At 45.9% G+C, this 17,995-nt stretch carries 15 protein-coding genes; 9 read left to right on the top strand and 6 right to left on the bottom strand.

Annotated elements, in window-relative coordinates:
- From R8N28_RS21955 to R8N28_RS21945, 3 genes are all read left to right on the top strand, one after another.
- Positions 1-1,914, top strand: a complete 1,914-nt coding sequence (locus R8N28_RS21955; RefSeq protein ID WP_005374560.1) for an EAL domain-containing protein — start codon at positions 1-3, stop codon at positions 1,912-1,914.
- A 15-nt stretch (positions 1,915-1,929) separates the two neighbouring features.
- On the top strand, positions 1,930-4,044 hold the full coding sequence (locus R8N28_RS21950; protein ID WP_005374556.1) for a type I secretion system permease/ATPase: 2,115 nt from the start codon (positions 1,930-1,932) through the stop codon (positions 4,042-4,044).
- Positions 4,045-4,537: 493 nt separating this feature from the next.
- On the top strand, positions 4,538-5,131 hold the full coding sequence (locus R8N28_RS21945) for a mechanosensitive ion channel family protein (RefSeq protein ID WP_065275558.1): 594 nt from the start codon (positions 4,538-4,540) through the stop codon (positions 5,129-5,131).
- A gap of 239 nt (positions 5,132-5,370) precedes the next feature.
- Here the strand turns inward: R8N28_RS21945 and R8N28_RS21940 are convergent, their stop codons facing one another.
- Positions 5,371-5,709, bottom strand: a complete 339-nt coding sequence (locus R8N28_RS21940) for a hypothetical protein (protein ID WP_031780834.1) — start codon at positions 5,707-5,709, stop codon at positions 5,371-5,373.
- A 231-nt stretch (positions 5,710-5,940) separates the two neighbouring features.
- Between R8N28_RS21940 and R8N28_RS21935 the strand changes: the two genes are divergently transcribed.
- Positions 5,941-6,525, top strand: coding sequence for a flavodoxin family protein (locus R8N28_RS21935; protein WP_017821885.1), 585 nt, complete (start codon positions 5,941-5,943; stop codon positions 6,523-6,525).
- A 63-nt stretch (positions 6,526-6,588) separates the two neighbouring features.
- Here the strand turns inward: R8N28_RS21935 and R8N28_RS21930 are convergent, their stop codons facing one another.
- Entirely contained in the window at positions 6,589-8,214 is a 1,626-nt protein-coding gene (locus R8N28_RS21930; RefSeq protein WP_065275559.1) for an ABC transporter substrate-binding protein, read from the bottom strand.
- Positions 8,215-8,355: 141 nt separating this feature from the next.
- Between R8N28_RS21930 and mpaA the strand changes: the two genes are divergently transcribed.
- On the top strand, positions 8,356-9,066 hold the full coding sequence (gene mpaA / locus R8N28_RS21925) for a murein tripeptide amidase MpaA (protein ID WP_065275560.1): 711 nt from the start codon (positions 8,356-8,358) through the stop codon (positions 9,064-9,066).
- Between the two features lie 19 nt (positions 9,067-9,085).
- Here mpaA and R8N28_RS21920 read toward each other — a convergent pair whose 3' ends face one another.
- Positions 9,086-9,937, bottom strand: a complete 852-nt coding sequence (locus R8N28_RS21920; protein ID WP_033907250.1) for a MurR/RpiR family transcriptional regulator — start codon at positions 9,935-9,937, stop codon at positions 9,086-9,088.
- Between the two features lie 242 nt (positions 9,938-10,179).
- On the opposite strand from R8N28_RS21920, the gene murQ reads away from it, so the two are divergent.
- From murQ to R8N28_RS21905, 3 genes are all read left to right on the top strand, one after another.
- Entirely contained in the window at positions 10,180-11,082 is a 903-nt protein-coding gene (gene murQ / locus R8N28_RS21915) for an N-acetylmuramic acid 6-phosphate etherase (RefSeq protein ID WP_065275561.1), read from the top strand.
- A gap of 28 nt (positions 11,083-11,110) precedes the next feature.
- On the top strand, positions 11,111-12,565 hold the full coding sequence (murP, locus tag R8N28_RS21910) for a PTS N-acetylmuramic acid transporter subunit IIBC (protein ID WP_062730872.1): 1,455 nt from the start codon (positions 11,111-11,113) through the stop codon (positions 12,563-12,565).
- A gap of 148 nt (positions 12,566-12,713) precedes the next feature.
- Positions 12,714-13,769, top strand: coding sequence for a porin (locus R8N28_RS21905; protein WP_065275562.1), 1,056 nt, complete (start codon positions 12,714-12,716; stop codon positions 13,767-13,769).
- 89 nt (positions 13,770-13,858) lie between these two features.
- Here the strand turns inward: R8N28_RS21905 and R8N28_RS21900 are convergent, their stop codons facing one another.
- Together R8N28_RS21900 and R8N28_RS21895 are read right to left on the bottom strand one after the other, a co-directional pair.
- Positions 13,859-14,524 carry a peptidase E gene (locus tag R8N28_RS21900; protein WP_054575283.1) on the bottom strand — a complete coding sequence of 222 codons (666 nt, stop codon included), beginning with the start codon at positions 14,522-14,524 and terminating at the stop codon, positions 13,859-13,861.
- Between the two features lie 37 nt (positions 14,525-14,561).
- Positions 14,562-15,473 carry a LysR family transcriptional regulator gene (locus tag R8N28_RS21895; RefSeq protein WP_065275563.1) on the bottom strand — a complete coding sequence of 304 codons (912 nt, stop codon included), beginning with the start codon at positions 15,471-15,473 and terminating at the stop codon, positions 14,562-14,564.
- Positions 15,474-15,561: 88 nt separating this feature from the next.
- Between R8N28_RS21895 and catC the strand changes: the two genes are divergently transcribed.
- Positions 15,562-16,221: a type C chloramphenicol O-acetyltransferase gene (gene catC / locus R8N28_RS21890; RefSeq protein ID WP_065275564.1), complete on the top strand. Its 660-nt coding sequence runs from the start codon at positions 15,562-15,564 to the stop codon at positions 16,219-16,221.
- A 55-nt stretch (positions 16,222-16,276) separates the two neighbouring features.
- On the opposite strand, the gene R8N28_RS21885 is transcribed toward catC, so the two are convergent.
- Complete coding sequence (locus R8N28_RS21885; RefSeq protein WP_065275565.1) at positions 16,277-17,956, bottom strand: DUF342 domain-containing protein; 1,680 nt, start codon at positions 17,954-17,956, stop codon at positions 16,277-16,279.
- Positions 17,957-17,995 lie beyond the last annotated feature (39 nt).

Here is a 17,995-nt window from a genome sequence, read left to right as displayed (position 1 = left end):
ATGACCCTATATAAGAAGCTTGTGGTGGGGATGGTTACGGTCTTTATACTCTTGTTGGCATCAGTATTCGTAATCCAATTCAACACGACTCGAGACAGCTTGGAGCAACAGCAACGTTCAGAGGTCAACAACACTATTAACACCGTAGGTTTGGCATTGGCTCCTTACCTAAAGGACAAAGATAAAGTCGCGGTTGAGTCCGTGATTAATGCTCTATTTGACGGCAGCACCTACTCAGTTGTTCGTCTTACAGCATTAGATTCTGACTACCAGATCGTGCGTACTTACCCAGTTAAACCAAGTACGGTGCCACAATGGTTTATCGACATGAATCTATTTAAAGCGATTCACGATAAGCGTGTTGTGACCAGTGGTTGGATGCAGCTCGCCGAAGTAGAAATCATTAGCCACCCAGGCGCAGCTTACGAGCAGCTCTGGCAAGGTTTTATTGGCTTGCTGTCTGTATTCAGTGTCATTTTTCTAGCTGGTTTAGTGGCAATTTCATACATCCTACGTCGCTCGCTAAAACCATTAACGGCCATCGTAAATAAAATGCATGAAATCGCGAATAACCAATTTGGTGAACCGCTTGCTCGTCCAAGAACCAAAGATCTTATCGCGGTGGTAGATGGCATTAACATGATGTCTGCTCAAATCGAGCTATCATTCAAAGAGCAAGCCAAAGAGGCGCAACGTCTGCGTGCTCAGGCTTACCTCGATCCTATATCTAAATTGGGTAACCGCTCATTCTACATCAACCAAATCGACCAATGGCTTGCAGAGCAAACGCAAGGGGGTATCGCGCTACTCCATGCTGAATACATTGGGGACATTTACGAGACCAAAGATTACCAACGCGCAGATGCCCACGTTAAAGAACTGTCTCAACGTTTGAAAAACACCATTGATGTACCGGGTGCCACTATTGCTCGCTTGTCTAGTGATGAGTTCGGCTTGCTTTTCCCTCATATGGATGAGAGCGAGTTACGCATTTTATCGGACAGCATCGTCAATTGTGTTAACGGCCTAAATACTGACCCAACAGGCTTAGCAAAACCTAAAGCGTCACTAGGGGTTGCACACAGCAAAGATCAGAAAACGCGCTCTGAAATCCTCTCGATGGTGGACAACGCACTATCGAAAGCCAAAGCGCAACCAGACAAGCCATACGGCTTCATTGGCAGTGATACACCTTCTAGTTTGATGGGTAAACAGCAATGGAAAGCGTTGGTTGAAGAAGCCATTCATAGTGATTGGGTTAAATTCCGTTTCCAAGCTGCGAAAAACACATGGGGTAAAGTATTCCACAACGAAGTATTTTCAAGCATCGAAAAAGATGGTGAAACGTATCGTGCGAATCAATACCTATTCGCACTAGAACAGTTAGACGCCACCAACATCTTTGACCAGTATGTCATTGAATCAATGATTAAGATGCTAGAAAATGGTGAACTTAATGACCCAGTCGCGATTAACATCGCGCAAAGCAGCTTGTCTCAACCATCGTTTATTCGCTGGACAACGAGCATGCTAGAGAAACACGCCAAAGTAGCCTCTAAGCTACATTTTGAAATTCCAGAGGAATGCTTTATCGATCAGCCTCACCACACAGCACTGTTATGTAATGCCATTCGCCAATCAGGTGCTGAGTTCGGCGTAGATAACTACGGACGTAACTTCCAATCTTTGGAATACATCCAAGAGTTCCGCCCGAACTATGTGAAGCTCGATTACCTATTCACACACAACTTGCACGACGAAAAACAGAAATTCACGCTAACGTCGATCTCTCGTACTGCCCACAACCTTGGTATTACGACTATCGCATCGCGTATCGAAACTCAAATCCAGTTGGATTTCCTCACTGAACATTTTGTTGAGGTATTCCAAGGATTCATCGTCGACAAGGAATAAAAAGGTTTATCAACGATGAAAGACCCTTTACTGAATTCGCTCATCTACGTTAGCCGTTACTATGGGTTAGCTAACTCGCCAGAAGCGCTAGTCAACGGACTACCGCTATCTGACGGTAAACTGACCCCATTTTTGCTACCAAGAGCAGCGGAAAGGGCCGGATTGGTTGCCAAGGAAAACCGCGCAGAGCTGGAGAGCATCTCCAGCCTAATTCTGCCGGCAATCTTAGTTCTTAAAGGCGGTGACTCTTGCGTTCTCAACAGCATCAATATGGAGAAACGCGAGGCCGAAGTCACCACCCTAGAAAGTGGAATGGTGCCGATCTCTATTCCATTAGAAGACCTACTTGAGCAATACACTGGTCGGTACTTTTTAGTTAAAAAGCAATTCCGTTTCGATGAGCGCTCTCCCGAAGTGCTCAAAACCAACGAAGGCCACTGGTTCTGGTCCACCTTGTGGCAGTCAAAACGCATCTACCGTGATGTTTTAATCGCATCACTTCTCATCAACCTCTTTGCGGTTGCCGCTCCGCTATTCACTCGCTTGGTGTACGACAAAGTGGTTCCGAATCTTGCGTTTGAAACCCTATGGGTACTAGCAAGTGGCATCTTTGTCGTGTTCCTGTTCGACTTCATTCTCAAGTCGCTGAGAAATTACTTCATTGATGTGGCGGGCAAGAAGTCTGACATTCTGATTTCATCCAAACTGTTCAGCAAAGTGATGGGGATTAGAATGGAATCGAAGCCGCCTTCGGTCGGTGCCTTCGCTCGCCATTTACAAGAATTCGAATCTATTCGAGAGTTTTTTACTTCAGCGACCGTCAGTGCTCTCATTGATTTGCCTTTTGCCATTCTGTTCTTAGTGATTATATGGCTAATGGCTGGCGATCTTGTGTATGTACCGATGGTGGGCGTGGTCATTTTGATTATTCACTCGCTACTGATACAAGGGCCGCTGCGCCGCTCCATTGAGGAGGGTTCACGCCTAGCATCGCAAAAATATGCCAATTTGATAGAGAGCTTGGCTGGGTTAGAAACCGTAAAAATGCTCAGTGCGCAAAGCCAATTCCAATACCGCTGGGAAGAGGCAGTTGCGCACATGGCGAACTGGAATATAAAAAGCCGACGAATTACGGATAGCATTCAAAACGCGGCGGGTTTTGTGCAGCAAAGTAGTAACGTAGGGATGATCATCCTAGGCGTTTACTTGATTGCAGAAGGCGACTTAACCATGGGTGGTTTGATTGCCGCAACCATGCTTAGCGGCCGCGCGATTGGTCCTTTGGTTCAGTTATCCTTACTCTCTACGCGCTACAACCAAGCGAAGTCTTCTATGACAATTATCAATCAAGTCATGGAGATGCCGGATGAACAAGAAGAAGGTAAACGTTACATTCACCGTCCAATAGTACAAGGCAAAATTGAACTTGAACGCGTGACCTTCCACTACCCAGATTCACCGGTGGCGTCGATTCGAGATTTGAGCTTGACCATTAACCCAGGCGAAAAAGTAGCGATCATAGGCCGTATCGGTTCGGGTAAAACCACGTTAGAACGTCTCATCATGGGCTTGTATCAGCCGACGGAAGGTCATGTTCGCATTGATGATACCGACATCGCACAGCTGCATCATGTCGACATTCGCCGTAATATTGGTTGTGTGCCGCAAGATTCGAATCTGTTCTTTGGTTCTATCCGCGACAACATTACGCTAGGTCGCCCATTAACCGATGACCGTGACGTACTAGACGCAGCGAATCGTGCCGGTGTTACTGCGTTTACGCAATCTGACCCAGCGGGCTTAGAACGCCAAGTTGGTGAAGGTGGTGCAATGCTTTCGGGTGGTCAACGTCAAGCAGTCACGATCGCTCGTGCATTTTTGGGTCGTCCTCCTGTTCTACTCATGGATGAACCAACCAGTGCGATGGATAACCGCTCAGAGATGCACATTAAGCATCAATTAGCACAGTTGAAACCTAGTGAAACGCTGATTCTGATTACGCATAAAACGTCTATGCTCGACATCGTTGATCGCGTAATTGTGATGGAAAAAGGCAGCATCATCGCAGATGGTCCTAAAGCGCAAGTGCTGAACGATTTGAAACAAGGCAAAGTGCGTGCGGTTAGCTAGCCTGAATTCACATTGATAAAAGACAAGGGCCCCGTTTAACTTGTGTTTAACGGGGCTTATTTTATTGGGAGCCCGAGATAATTAAGTTCTTCAAGCGCGACCCAAACGAGTACAAGGCCAACAATCACGAATAAAATCATAATCGCCTTTTCATCTTCTTCCATTTTTCAACGCCCTAAAAGCTATTTCAATTAATACACCTTAGGTTATCAGGACAAAAGTCATATTCAGCTCGTTTATAGGGAACTAGCGTCATAGAATGTCGGATATGGGATACAGCTCAAAGATTGCTCTCTTCAAAATCACGTCAGCTTTGATTGAATATAAGTAATGAAGCCAAAGAGTTTGTAATACTCACTAAGTCTTTGATTAACTTATATAGCACTCTGTGGAACCTCAACACAGAGACAAATGGTGTAAAGAAAAATTGTGATTACTTACAGCAAAAAATCAGCTATAAAAGCCGCTTTCTAGATATCGTCGAGATGAAGAAATGAATGATTGGATCCAATTAGAGCAAGTGAGCCAGTATTTCACTACGGGCTCCCTCGGTTACAAACTATTGATGGGCATTTTTGTCCTGATCGCGTATCGCATCCTGAAGAGGGTTGTAAATCGAGCCATCCTAAATTTGGCAACAACGAAAGGTGTAAAAAAGGCTCGTTTGAGTTTTATTCAGCGCTGTTTCAATGTCGCGCTGCTATTTTTGACCGCCTCTATTTTTGCCATTATCACAGGTATTGGCTATGGCGATGTGTCTTTGTTCCTATCGTCCATTTTTGCCGTATTAGGTGTGGCGTTTATCGCGCAGTGGTCAATTCTGAGCAACATCACTGCCAGCTTTTTGATCTTTTTTGTCTTCCCATACCGAGTGGGTGACCGAATTAAAGTCGTAGATAAAGATGAAGACATCTGCGGTGAGATTCAAGAAATCAGTATGTTTCACGTGTTAATTAAGCACGACAACGGAAACTTAATCACTTACCCAAACAACCAGATTTTGCAAAAAGCAGTGCTAAAGCTGGCGAAAAACAAGCCAGAGCCAAGTAAAGTAAAATCTCGGATTTATACTCGCAGAAAGAAATAACCCAAAGTTAATGGCGAAAAACAGTGAAGAGACAAAACGTATAAGCTGAAGGTCACCACTGTATTCTTTCATGATAAAAACATGACACATCGCCGAAACCAAAAGCGCCACTTTAACCAAAGGAAGCTTCTTATTTACGAACCTTAAATAAATACAAAAAATAGAGATGGTGCAAGCAAAGAAAAAATCGTCACTAGTTCCATCTTCCTTAAAATACAAGGACATGGTTTTAGTTAGGCTTATATTTTTAGCTTCATTATGAGCCACCCACTAATATTTAGCGAGATAAGGGCATAAAAGAGGTAAAAAACAAGACTGACCGAAACAAAAAGTAGTGCATGCACTTTTTCTTCTAAGCTCTCTGGATGAACATTCATATCCACATCAAACACCCCCGCTATAAAGTGTGCAAATACCGTGGAAGAGGCTGTAGAAAGGCCTCCTACCATAATGATAATAATCCCTCGCCTTAAGAAACGATGAAATGTACTTTTCCCGCCTTGGATCAGGTCTGAGTTTACATATTTTAATCTATTTTTCCGCCTATTAATCATCACTAGCATCAGTACCTTTATCATTGTTTCCAAGAGAGTTTTCTACATCTTTAAGATCTTCCTTTAACGCTTTTATACACGACATTCATCGTCGTTGCATTCACTGTAGTTATGCCGTCGACTTACCCTATAAGAAAGCTCTTTAGATGCCAATTCGTACTTTATCTATCTCAAATCTCTTCTTGACCTCAACTTAGATTGAGGTTTTAGCCTTAGTCGCACGATTAAAAATCAACAATGAAAAAAGGAACCATTGTGTCCAAAATTGCGATTATTTATTTCTCTAAAACCGACGTTACTGGTCAGCTTGCTCGCGCGATTGCCGCAGGCGTTGAACAACAAGGCATTAAGCAGCAAGATGAATGTGAAATCCTCTCTCACCGAATTGAAGGCAGTGAGATTATTGAGGGACGTTTTGTGAACCCTAAACTAATGGATGAACTTGCTGAGTGTGATGCGATTATCTTTGGCTCACCGACCTATATGGGCGGTGTAGCAGCGCAGTTTAAAGCATTTGCAGATGCAAGCAGTGAATCTTGGTATTACCAAAAATGGGCGAGCAAAATCGCGGCTGGCTTTACCAGTGGTGGGGCAATGAATGGCGACCAATCTTGCACATTACAATATCTACAAACGCTCGCTAACCAACACGGCATGATGTGGGTCGGGTTGGATAAGATCAGCAATTCTGGGGAGCAAAACCTGAATCGTTATGGTGTACAAGGTGGTATTGTTGCACAAGGTGGTGAAGGTGGTCAGTTGCATGCTTCTGATGTTGCAACAGCGGAGTATCTTGGCAAACGAGTCGCTATGCTCGTGAACAAGCTCTCCACTCGCTAACAATAAAAAGAAGCCCCGTAAGATACATCTTCGGGGCTTCATATTTATCGCTTGTTTTGAGCGCTACTTCTTGATGTAGAGGTCTTTCGAGTAGATACGACCTTCTACGTTGTTCTTGGCAAAACCGCCAACCGTAGGACGAACCAAACGCGCTTGCATGTAGTAGTAAATCGGTGCGATTGGCATATCCGCCGCCAACAATTGCTCGGCTTGATCATAGAAACCTTGGCGCGCTTTCTCATTGGTTGCGGCCAATGCACTGTTCATCGCGTTGTCGTACGCTTCACTGCTGTAACGTGCAAAGTTACCCGAGGAACCTGAGCGAAGTAAGCTCAGGAAAGTAGACGCTTCATTGTAATCACCACACCAGGAAGCGCGCATCACATCGAAATTGCCTTGTTTACGCGCCACTAAGTATGACTTCCACTCTTGGTTTTCTAACTCCACGTTTGCACCGAGATTTTTTTGTAGCATCGACGCTATCGCAACCGCGATCGATTTGTTTGCCTCACTGGTGTTGTACAACAATTTAAAATCGAGCGGCTTGTCTTGGCTGTAACCCGCTTCTTTTAACAACTGACGCGCTTTCTCGTCACGTTGTTGCTGACTCCACTTACTGTATTCAGGCGGCGTCGCATCAAACCCTGCGGTGTACTGATGCGCAAAAGTATAAGCAGGAAGGTTGCCCACTTGCGTGACACCATTCGTAATCACATCGCGCATGATGGAGTACGACACCGCTTGACGCACTCGCGCATCATCAAATGGCGGACGAGTGGTATTGAACGCGAAGTAATACGTGCACAGTAATGGCACCACCGTGTAAGCCTGCTTGTAATCTTGTTTAAGCTTCTGCGCCATATGAGTCGGCACATCGGACGTGATATCCAACTCTCCTGCCGCATAACGATTGATCGACGCGTTTTGGTTTTCAAACGGAATGTAAGTCACTCTGTTTAGATGCGTATCTGCGCTGTCCCAGTAACTTGGACTCTTAACCAGTTCAATGCGCTCATTCACGACCCACTTATCCAATGTGAATGCACCGTTGCTAACAAATTGGTCTGGATCGCTCCACGGCTTGTCGCGGTTTTCCACTGTCGCTTGATGCACTGGCATCATGGACGTGTGCCCAGTCATAGCAACAAAGTACGGCACTTGACTGTCCAACTCAAAACGTAGGGTGTATTTATCCACTGCCTTGATACCGAGATCGTCCAAAGGCTTTTTGCCCTCTGCTACATCGGTGATGTTTTTGATCTTGGTGAGTTTGAGATACCAAACATTTGGAGAAGCGGTTTTCGGATCTACCGCTCGGCGCAGTGAATAGACAAAATCATCCGCCGTCACAGGCTCGCCATTCGACCATTTCGCGTCTTTGCGAAAGTGAAAAGTAAAGGTTTGGTTGTCGTTGGTTTCCCATGATTCTGCCACACCGGGAATGATGTTTCCGTCACGATCTTGAATCACAAGCCCTTCAAATAAGTCACGAATCACATGCATTTCTGGTAGACCTTCGGCTTTCGCTGGGTCAAGCGTCGCCGCCTCTGCGTCATTCGCACGTACTAAATGCTGTTCTGCGGCAAGTTGAATGCCTTTAGGTAAGGTCTCCGCAGCAACTGATGTAGCAAGAAAAGGGGTGAATAAAGAGGAAATCAGCAACGCCGTTGAATGTTTTTTAAAATCCATATCTTTTTTCGTTCTCCTAACGCGTCTTGTGAAGCAAGTGCCACAATTAACATTTCAACCGTTGACGAGTTTAAACGGTTCAGTTTAGCTAGGTGTAATTAGCTTAGATATTGATACTACTTCATCAATCAGGAGATTACGGTGAGTCTAATTCCAAGAACGGAAAGAGCGGTATTTTTAATTCGGCCAACATCATACGGTCAATCCGTGCTTGGTGCGCCATTACTGTATTTTCCGGCTCAAGTCGAAAGTGCTTCACGAGGTTTGATTTTGGCAGGCACTCACGGGGATGAGACAGCCTCGATTGCAGGTTTGTCCTGCGCGCTAAGAAGCTTGCCTGCTGAAAACTTACGACATGATGTGATTCTGTCAATGAATCCTGACGGCAACCAGCTAGGCACACGCGCAAATGCAAACCAAGTGGATCTCAATCGCGCGTTTCCAACCCAAAATTGGACTGAGCATGGCACAGTGTATCGATGGAGCTCTCACACACCCGTTCGAGACGTACAGGTAAAAACTGGCACTAAAAACCAACTAGAGCCTGAAGTTAGCGCATTAATTAACTTGATTGAACTGCGCAAGCCAAAGTTTGTGGTGTCGTTTCATGAACCGCTTGCGTTTGTGGATGATCCCAAACATTCCGACCTTGCCAAATGGCTCGGCGAGCAGTTTCAGCTGCCAATCGTGGACGATGTCGACTACGAAACACCCGGCTCATTCGGCACTTGGTGTAGTGAACGTGATTTACCTTGCATCACGTTGGAGTTACCGGCAATTTCTGCCGATCTCACCATTGAAAAGCATCTATCCGCTTTTATTGCTTTACTGAGGCACGATCCGGATCTTTAGTCCACTGTTGAACAAGCGATCATGTGAGGATCTGTTTGATGTCGGTACTGATATCGCTGATCAACTGACGGGCACTGTCGTCTCTTTGTTGAACCAAGATGATAAACAGCAAATCGGTGATCACGTTTTGCGCGGTACGCGAAGCAATGGATGAGCTGCGATGTTCCGTTTCATTGGCAATCGTATCAAACGTAATATCGGCAATACCGCGCAAGCGACTTCTTCCAGGCGCAGATAACGCAATCACCTTCGCGCCCTGCTCTTTTGCCGCTTCTGCCGCAACGAGAATTTCTTTGCGCTCACCCGAAAACGAGATTGCGATCTGAACATCTTCTGGAGAGAGCGTGCGGGCAACAGCAATCTGCACGTGGCTGTCTTGTTCAGAAAGCGCCGTAATACCAAGTTTAAGCAGCTTAAAGCTTAAATCCTTCGCGGTCAGTGCAGAGCCCCCAATCCCGACCACTTGCACTCGACGCGCTTCACTCAACCATTTCACCGCTTGGTGACACGCTTCGTAAGACAGCGTATTGGTGGTTTGAAACATAGCGTCGGTTTTCGCTTTCACCAGTTTCTGTGAAATAACCGCAATGGGGTCGTCAGCCAAAATATCACTGTGCAGCGGTGTCGACTGCATCGCATGCTTACGGCCAATCTCTTCATTCAGAGCTAATTTAAACTCGCTGTAACCTTTAAAGCCGATACGCTGAGTAAATTTCACAATGCTCGATTGACTCACTTTTACTTGCGCCGCAAGTTCTTGGCTAGTGAGCAGCGCCGCCTTTTCTGCGTTTTCAACAATCCAATCGCCGACCAAACGACCACTTTGCGAAAGCTGAGTACGCCTCGCGACTATCTTATTGATAACTGACACAACAAAAACCTCAAAAAATTTAAATAAATTATTCCAAAACAAAAATAATTGGAGTTTGATTTAACTCCATGATTATTCTAACCAAGCCAGTTTATATCGGATGTAATGGACGTATATTTTCTCTCATTATTCCAAATTTCTCCTGCACAAAGAATAACCTCAAGTGTGATTTTTATCACCAAAACAGAATATTTTATTCCATAGAATCGCCCTCAGATTGAACATTACGAAGAGTGTAAAACATGAAAATTGATTTAAGCCGATTGGTGACAGAAAGCCGTAATCCAGCCAGTGCAGAGATTGATACGCTTTCGACCATCGAGATGCTGCAAGTCATTAATGAAGAGGATCAAAAAGTCGCGCTCGCGGTCAAAGCAGTGCTACCACAAATTGCAAAGACGGTTGATGCAATTACTGCAGCGTTCGCCAATGGTGGCCGTTTGGTTTACATGGGAGCTGGCACATCAGGCCGCTTAGGAATTCTTGATGCGAGCGAGTGTCCTCCTACCTACGGCACGCATCCAGATATGGTGATTGGCTTAATTGCTGGTGGACACCAAGCGATTTTGAAAGCGGTAGAAAACGCAGAAGACAACGCGAAAATGGGTCAAGACGACTTAAAAGCGCTTCACCTCACCAAACATGACGTGGTTGTAGGCATTGCAGCGAGTGGCCGTACACCTTATGTACTAGGTGGTTTGGACTACGCTAAATCCATCGGATCTACGACCGCATCTATCGCCTGTAATCCAGAATGTGCCATGGCAGAAGCGGCCGACATCGCGATTCTGCCGATAGTTGGCGCAGAGGTTGTCACTGGATCTTCTCGCATGAAAGCCGGCACCGCACAAAAACTGGTGCTAAACATGCTCACGACAGGCGCAATGATTCGTAGCGGTAAGGTATTTGGCAACTTAATGGTGGATGTAGAAGCCACTAACGCCAAGCTCATCCAACGCCAAACCAACATTGTTGTGGAAGCAACCGGCGCATCAAAAGAAGAAGCAGAGCGAGCATTAAAGGCCTGCGGTCGCCACTGCAAAACCGCCATCTTAATGATTTTGGCCGATTTGGATGCCGAACAAGCCAAATCACGCCTCGCCGCGCACAACGGCTTTATTCGCGCAGCACTAAATAATAACTAAATAATCCGAGTTCTGAAGGATAGACCCTATGGCAAAAATAACTTCAAACACAGTATCGCAGTTGCTGTCCGCAGTGGGTGGCAGTAACAACGTAAGCAAATGTGGTAACTGTATGACGCGTTTGCGTTTATCGCTCGCCAACAATGGCTTGGCTGATCAATCAGTTATCAAGCAAATTCCCGGCGTAATGGGTGTGGTGGAAAGCGATGAGCAGTTTCAGATCATTCTCGGTCCCGGAAAAGCTCAACAAGCGGCTGAGATGATGAATCAATTGATCGACAGCTTAACCTCTGGTGACAGTGAAGAAGCAGATATGCCGCAACAAGATCTTTCTGCCGTCGCAGCCGAGCAGAAAAAACAGATGAAGAGTAAGCAAACCAGTGCGGTTCAGCGTTTTTTAAGCAAGTTTGCCACTATCTTTACGCCGTTGATCCCAGGCTTTATTGCCGCTGGTTTGTTGCTAGGTTTTGCGACGTTATTGGAGCAGATGTTTGTTCTTGACCAGACACCAAGCCAGTTTATGTTGGATTTGATCGCCTACATGAAAGTCTTTGGTAAGGGTCTGTTTGCTTTCTTAAGTATTCTGATTGGTTACAACGCGCAGCAAGCGTTTGGCGGCTCTGGTGTTAATGGTGCCATTCTCGCCTCTTTGTTTGTGCTGGGTTACAACCCAGAGGCTACATCCGGCATTTACTCTGGCATGAACGAGTTTTTCGGCTTTGCGATTGATCCGCGCGGCAACATTATCGGCGTACTTTTGGCGGCGATCATCGGTGCGCAAGTCGAGCGTAAAGTCCGTCAATACATGCCTGATGATCTGGACATGATCTTAACGTCCGTTATTACTCTATTGATCATGGGTGCGGTAACCTTCTTGATCATCATGCCGATCGGCGGCGAGCTGTTTAAAGGGATGTCTTGGTTGTTCCTCAACTTAAACGATAACCCATTAGGCGCTGCAATCTTGGCAGGTTTGTTCTTAATTTCTGTGGTATTTGGCATCCACCAGGGTTTTGTTCCAGTGTACTTCGCATTGATGGAAGCACAGGGTTTTAACTCGCTGTTTCCTATCTTGGCGATGGCTGGTGGCGGTCAGGTTGGCGCGTCAATGGCGCTGTATTTCAAAGCCAAAAAAGACGCTCTACTACGCACTCAAGTTAAAGGCGCCATTATTCCGGGTCTTCTAGGCATTGGCGAACCATTGATTTACGGCGTGACATTACCACGCGTAAAACCATTCGTTACCGCTTGTATTGGTGGTGCTGCAGGCGGCTTCTTTATCGGTTTAGTTTCTTACCTTGGCTTGCCAGTTGGTCTTAATACGGTGTTTGGCCCGTCCGGTATCGTGGCGATTCCTCTCATGACATCTGAAAATGGCATCTTCCCGGGCATGATGGTGTTTGTTGCCGGCCTGCTTATCTCTTACATCGTCGGCTTCCTCGCGACTTACTTCTTTGGCTGCAAAGACGTCGATTTAAGCTAAATCATTCTTCCCCTATAGGAATGGACTAGCTCGCGCCCTTGGCAAACAAGGGCGCACCCTCTCTCTACTTCACGACAATTTTTCTTATTCCGTTACTCGGAAGAGGCTTTGTCGTACCTAAAACAATAGAAATGAAAGGTCGTTAATCATGAAAAAGCACATTTTGACTCTACTTCTCCCAACATTGATGGCATCAAACGCAATGGCAGCGCAGCTGTATCAAGCGGAAGATGGGTCAGTTTTAAATATTTACTCTCGTCTTGGTTTCAATGTCACCAGTAAAAATGATGAGCACGGCGATGCAAATGGCGAGTTTGATGGCCGTATTGGTTTAAACGGTTCACAAACCATCAACGAGTACGCGTCGATCATCGGCCAAGCGCAATACCAAGTGGGTGCCGCTGAATACGCAAACCAAGTAAACGACAAACCGTCTCTGACCGCACGTTATGTATGGGCGGGTATTGATGCGAAAGATTATGGTCGCATTACTGGTGGTCGCGTGGCATCTGGGTTGATTATGTTTACCGACATTGGTGATGTGTTCGCCTCTTCCGATGTTTCTATGGCGCGCCAAGCGAATAAAGTCGACAAAACCGCAACGCAAGTTTTCCGTCAAGATGGCACGCTGCAATACCAAAACAGCCTAGGTAATGTCGATTTTTCTGTCGCGTACATTTTAGGAAACAACACTTCTGAGCTCGAATACGGTTACAACGCTGCACTGCGTTATACGCTAGACATGGGGAATTTGGGTACCTTGGCACCAGTGATAGCGATGCAGAAGAATAAAGGTGATGCACGTGAAAGCAACGACACCGATTACACATTCTGGGGTGCAGGTACGCGTTACTACCTAGGTGATTTGATGTTGGGTGCGTTGTACTCGGAAGATGAACTAGAGGGCTATTACTCACAAACCAGTACCGACAAAGTGATGGAACTAACGGCGGTTTACAGTGTAAATGACAAATGGGTAATGCGTGCTGGTTATCGTTCTTTAGAAAACAGTGATGGTGACGAGCTAGAGCTGAAAGATACAACGCTAGAAGTGCAATACAAACTGACGCCTCGTTCTTCTATCTACACAAACTACGTTGATCGTAACGGCTCGCGTGGCTACAGCAATGGACAAGAAGTCTCGTTTGGCGGTGCGCACGCAGACGAAAGCTACTACCACTTAGGTCTACGTTACGAGCTGTAAGCACGATACCTAATGTAAGTTAGCTGAATCCATGAGCTTCTTCTGTGTCCGGTCAGTAGTTATTGCCTTTAATGCTGATTTGAAGAAGCTCACCCTCGCAATATGTTTTCTTCGTTACCTGTTTTAACCAACACACCGGCATCAGGAAAGCTGGTGACAGTAGCTAACAATTTTCCATCGACAAAGTGCAATGCCGCATAATCGTGAATGCCATAACAAGTGATGCTCGGTTGAGAACGAGCAAAGGCTTGGAAAACCTCGAACTTCTCACCTACATGAGAAAAATGTGCCGCAGCCAAACCGTCAATAAATCCAAGACAACGCATAACTTGGTATGCTTCGGGATCACTGTCTGTCACCGCAAACTCAAACCAACAAATTGCACCTGCGCTCATGCCACAAATGATGATGCCTTGTTCATAACACTGCTTGAGTATTCTATCGATTCCCCATTCGCGCCAAATGGCCAACATCGAACGCGTATTACCGCCACCGACGTAAATGATGTCTTGTTCAAATAGCGTTTCTTTCCAACCAGCTTCAAACTTAAACAGCGGAAAATGGGTCACGTTTTCACTAAGCTTCGCATCGTAAAAACGTTCAATCACTTCATCGGCATCTCCCGTGGCTGTAGGTAGAAAACAAATGTTTGGATTCTCCTTACCAGACAAAGACAAAATGTATTGATCGAGCGGGCTCGGATTCTCTCCCATCATCCAGCCCCCACCGCCAATCGCAATACAGTGTTTTCGCATTCCTTTGCTTCCTCAATTGTTGCTAAGTTTGTTGTCGCTATTCTCCGACAGAATATATGTTCCTAAAGTGATCAATGAACGCTCGCGTTCTTCTTGGTAAGTGCTCACGTTTTGGGTAAAGCAGATAAAGCGGCAAAATCGCATCCGTTTGCCATTCTGGCAGCAAACTCACGAGTTGTTCTTTTTGTGCAGGGTCGAGTTTAGCCAGTGCAAATTCATCTAACATGGCTACACCACAGCCAGTCAAAGTAGCATCCAACATGGACTGGACAAGATTAAAACTCAGCGTACTTTCTAACTCAATGCTGCACTGCTGTTGAGTTTGCTTATGCGTAAACGTCCACTTGTCTAACACCAAGTCACGACTTTTATAAAGGATGTGCTCTAAGTCACCAAGATCCTCTGGCGTACTTACATTTGGTTTATCAGCTAAATACGAGCGATGAGCGATCGGTTTACAGTGTAAAGTGCGTAGCTGATGGCCGACGTATCCCTCTGGGGGAGTATCGGTAAAGTAGAATGCGATATCAAACCCAGCCTCAATCAAGTCGAGAGGTGTCTCTGTGAAGATCACTTCGACGCTCACTTGTGGATGTTGCAATCGAAACTCGATCAATGTTTGGCTGAGTAACGCAGCTCCGAAAGAAGCGGACGCCGCTATTCTCAATTTTCCCGATACGATCTCGTTTGCCATGACTTGCTCATTGATCTGCTCAGCGCCTTCGAGAAGTTGCTTTACCTGCTGATAAAACCGCAAACCATCGTAGGTCAAATTAAACTGGCGCGTAGTTCGCTGAATAAGCTGCATCGACAATATGTCTTCAAGCTGTTTAAGTTGCCGACTTACATGCGCATTCGAACAATTCAGTCGCTTTGCTGCACCAGCAATACTCCGTTCCTCACACAAAGCGACGTAAAGTGGTACGTAGCTGAGCCATTTTATTTCCATACAGTAATTCTGAATCTCTAAAATCAAACTACTGGAAATAATAGAAAGCCTCTAAACTCTGTACAACCTAAATTTGAAAGGATGAGTTATGAGTGTTTTCGACACGTGGTTAAAAGGTCAAGTCGTTAAAGATCACATCACTAATCCCAATATCATCGTTGGCGATTACAGCTATTACTCGGGCTTCTATCATCAAAAAAGCTTCGAAGAGCAAGCGGTACGCTACTTGTTGGGTGACCCCGTCACACTTCAAGAATGGCAAAGTAGAGAACCCGATAGCATCGACAAATTAATCATTGGCAAGTTTTGTTCCATCGCTTCTGGAGCCACCTTCATGATGGCAGGAAACCAAGGTCATCGCATTGACTGGATTTCGACCTTCCCCTTCTCTCCTGAAGAATTTGGAGAAGGCGTACAAGACGGTTTCGAGCGTGCCGGAGATACAGTGGTGGGGAATGATGTTTGGATTGGCAGTGAGGCGATGATCATGCCCGGAGTAAACATCGGCGATGGAGCCGTCATCGGAGCACGCGCCGTAGTGACGAAAGACGTGCAACCTTATTCTGTGGTGGTTGGAAACAACCAAGTCGTACGTCAACGATTTAGCGATAAAGAGATTGAAACTCTACTCAATATCCAATGGTGGAACTGGCCAATAGAACACATTAAACAAGCAATGAAAGTAATGTGTAGCAGCCAAGTCGGTGCGCTTGCGGACTACTATCAAGAGCACATTGTCGATTTGTAGATAAAAAAAGCCCACACATCTTGTTGCGACGTGTGGGCTCAGTGAGTAAGAAAGCTTAAACCGCAGCGACGTCCTCTTCTTCCAAGTTCGCCGAAACTTTAATTTCGTATTGATTGAAACGGAACGAACAACCGCCATGAGTGCGCTTTGTCGTTACCTGCTCGTCGCCAAACAGCACCGTCACGCGAGTGAAGACACGCTCTTTGGCTTCGACAATATTTTCTTCTAACGCGACTTCAAAGTCGTGTTCCGTTTGTTCTAGCTTTTGCTTTATCGCTTCAAGCTGCTCGTTGTTTTGTGTTTTCATCACGTCAATCTGAGCTTGTTCTTCGTCGGTACGTTCGGCTTTAGGACGTTTCTTAAATTCGAGCTCTTTACGAATCACATCCATCGTTCCTTCTTGAGCGTATTTGTATTGATCTTTGAGCTCTGCTAATCGCTCCTTAAATGCAGAATAGCGTGCGAACGCTTCTACCTTAGTGGCGGTGTCGCCTTCTACGCCCAATTGTAAGCACACCACTTTGCCACCGACTTTTACATCTCCGCCGCTAAGCGTGCCGTTCCTACCGTTCGCATCTAGCACCGTCAGATTGCGCCCACAAACAATATCGTTATTCATGCTGTGCACCGCCAACTCAATATCTTCGCCGGCTTGCAAATCACAATATTGGGCGTAGCTGGCACGAATCGAACCTTTGGCTTTGACGTGACAACTCTTTGGCTGGCCATCACTCACGGTGTGGCCAATGATCCCTTTACCAACTTGAATGTCGTCTTGCGCTTGTACGTCAGCCGATTCAATGAAGCCGCCTACAGTAATAGAACCCGTCGCTTTAACAATCATGCCGGATTCAATGTTGCCACCGATAATCACATTCCCTTTGAATTTCACGTGACCTGTATTCACGCCAACGCTATTGAGACAGAGTGCGTTATCAACTTCAATGGTTTTGTCTTTAATTAGAGGCGTACCGGATACCGATGCAATCAATAGGTTTGGGTCGTGCTTGCTTATCTCAGTGCCTTTGCCCGGCTTCATTGGGCTGTCTTTTCCGGCTTGCGGAGGAATCACTCGCCCTTGAACAGTAAAGCCAGGCGTGCCTTTGGTCGCAGGCGTGCGGCGCATCACCTCATCGCCTACGTCAACCGCGATAGTTTCACCGAGGTTACGTAAATCAATTTTGTCGCTAGCAGATTGGCCGTCTTTGGGTTTGAGGATGCGTTTGGTGATGTCTTTAACAAGAGGAGTAAAAAGAGCGTCTTTGCCTTTGATAGGTTGCTTACCAACCGCTACAGGTTGAGAAAAAGTTTCGCCGGGTTTGAGCTGAGTGCTGACAACCAACACTTTCTTCAAAGCCAGTTTGTTGATGCCTTTCGAAACTCGCGCTTGAGCAAGGGCTTGAACAATCTCGGGGCCACGTAAACCTCGGCCTCCGTACGCGCCGACAACGTTCATACTGGCGAGCATGTCATTATTCGATAATTCAACCTCAACTTGCGCGTTGCGTTTTTCCGCAATGACGATGCCTTCGTAGGCCTCGGCTTTACGTTCTTTGGCGCAGTTAATGAATCTCACGACTTCCCCCTCAACAACAAACATCTTTTCAGCGTTCATTGCGACGAGCTGCTCGTTTAATTCATTTTGATTTAGCTCACCACCGAGGTCCACTTCTCCCGGAAGACGGGCTATCACCTTGGTCTTATCTTCAGATAACTCAAGACACAGCTTCCACATACCCTTACCACTTTGCTTCCCATCAACACTTTCAGTCTA

The sequence above is a fragment of the Vibrio sp. Vb1554 genome, assembly GCF_033344235.1.
The sequence above is the reverse complement of the archived record's forward strand: the minus strand, read 5'-3'. Positions and strand labels throughout refer to the sequence as shown.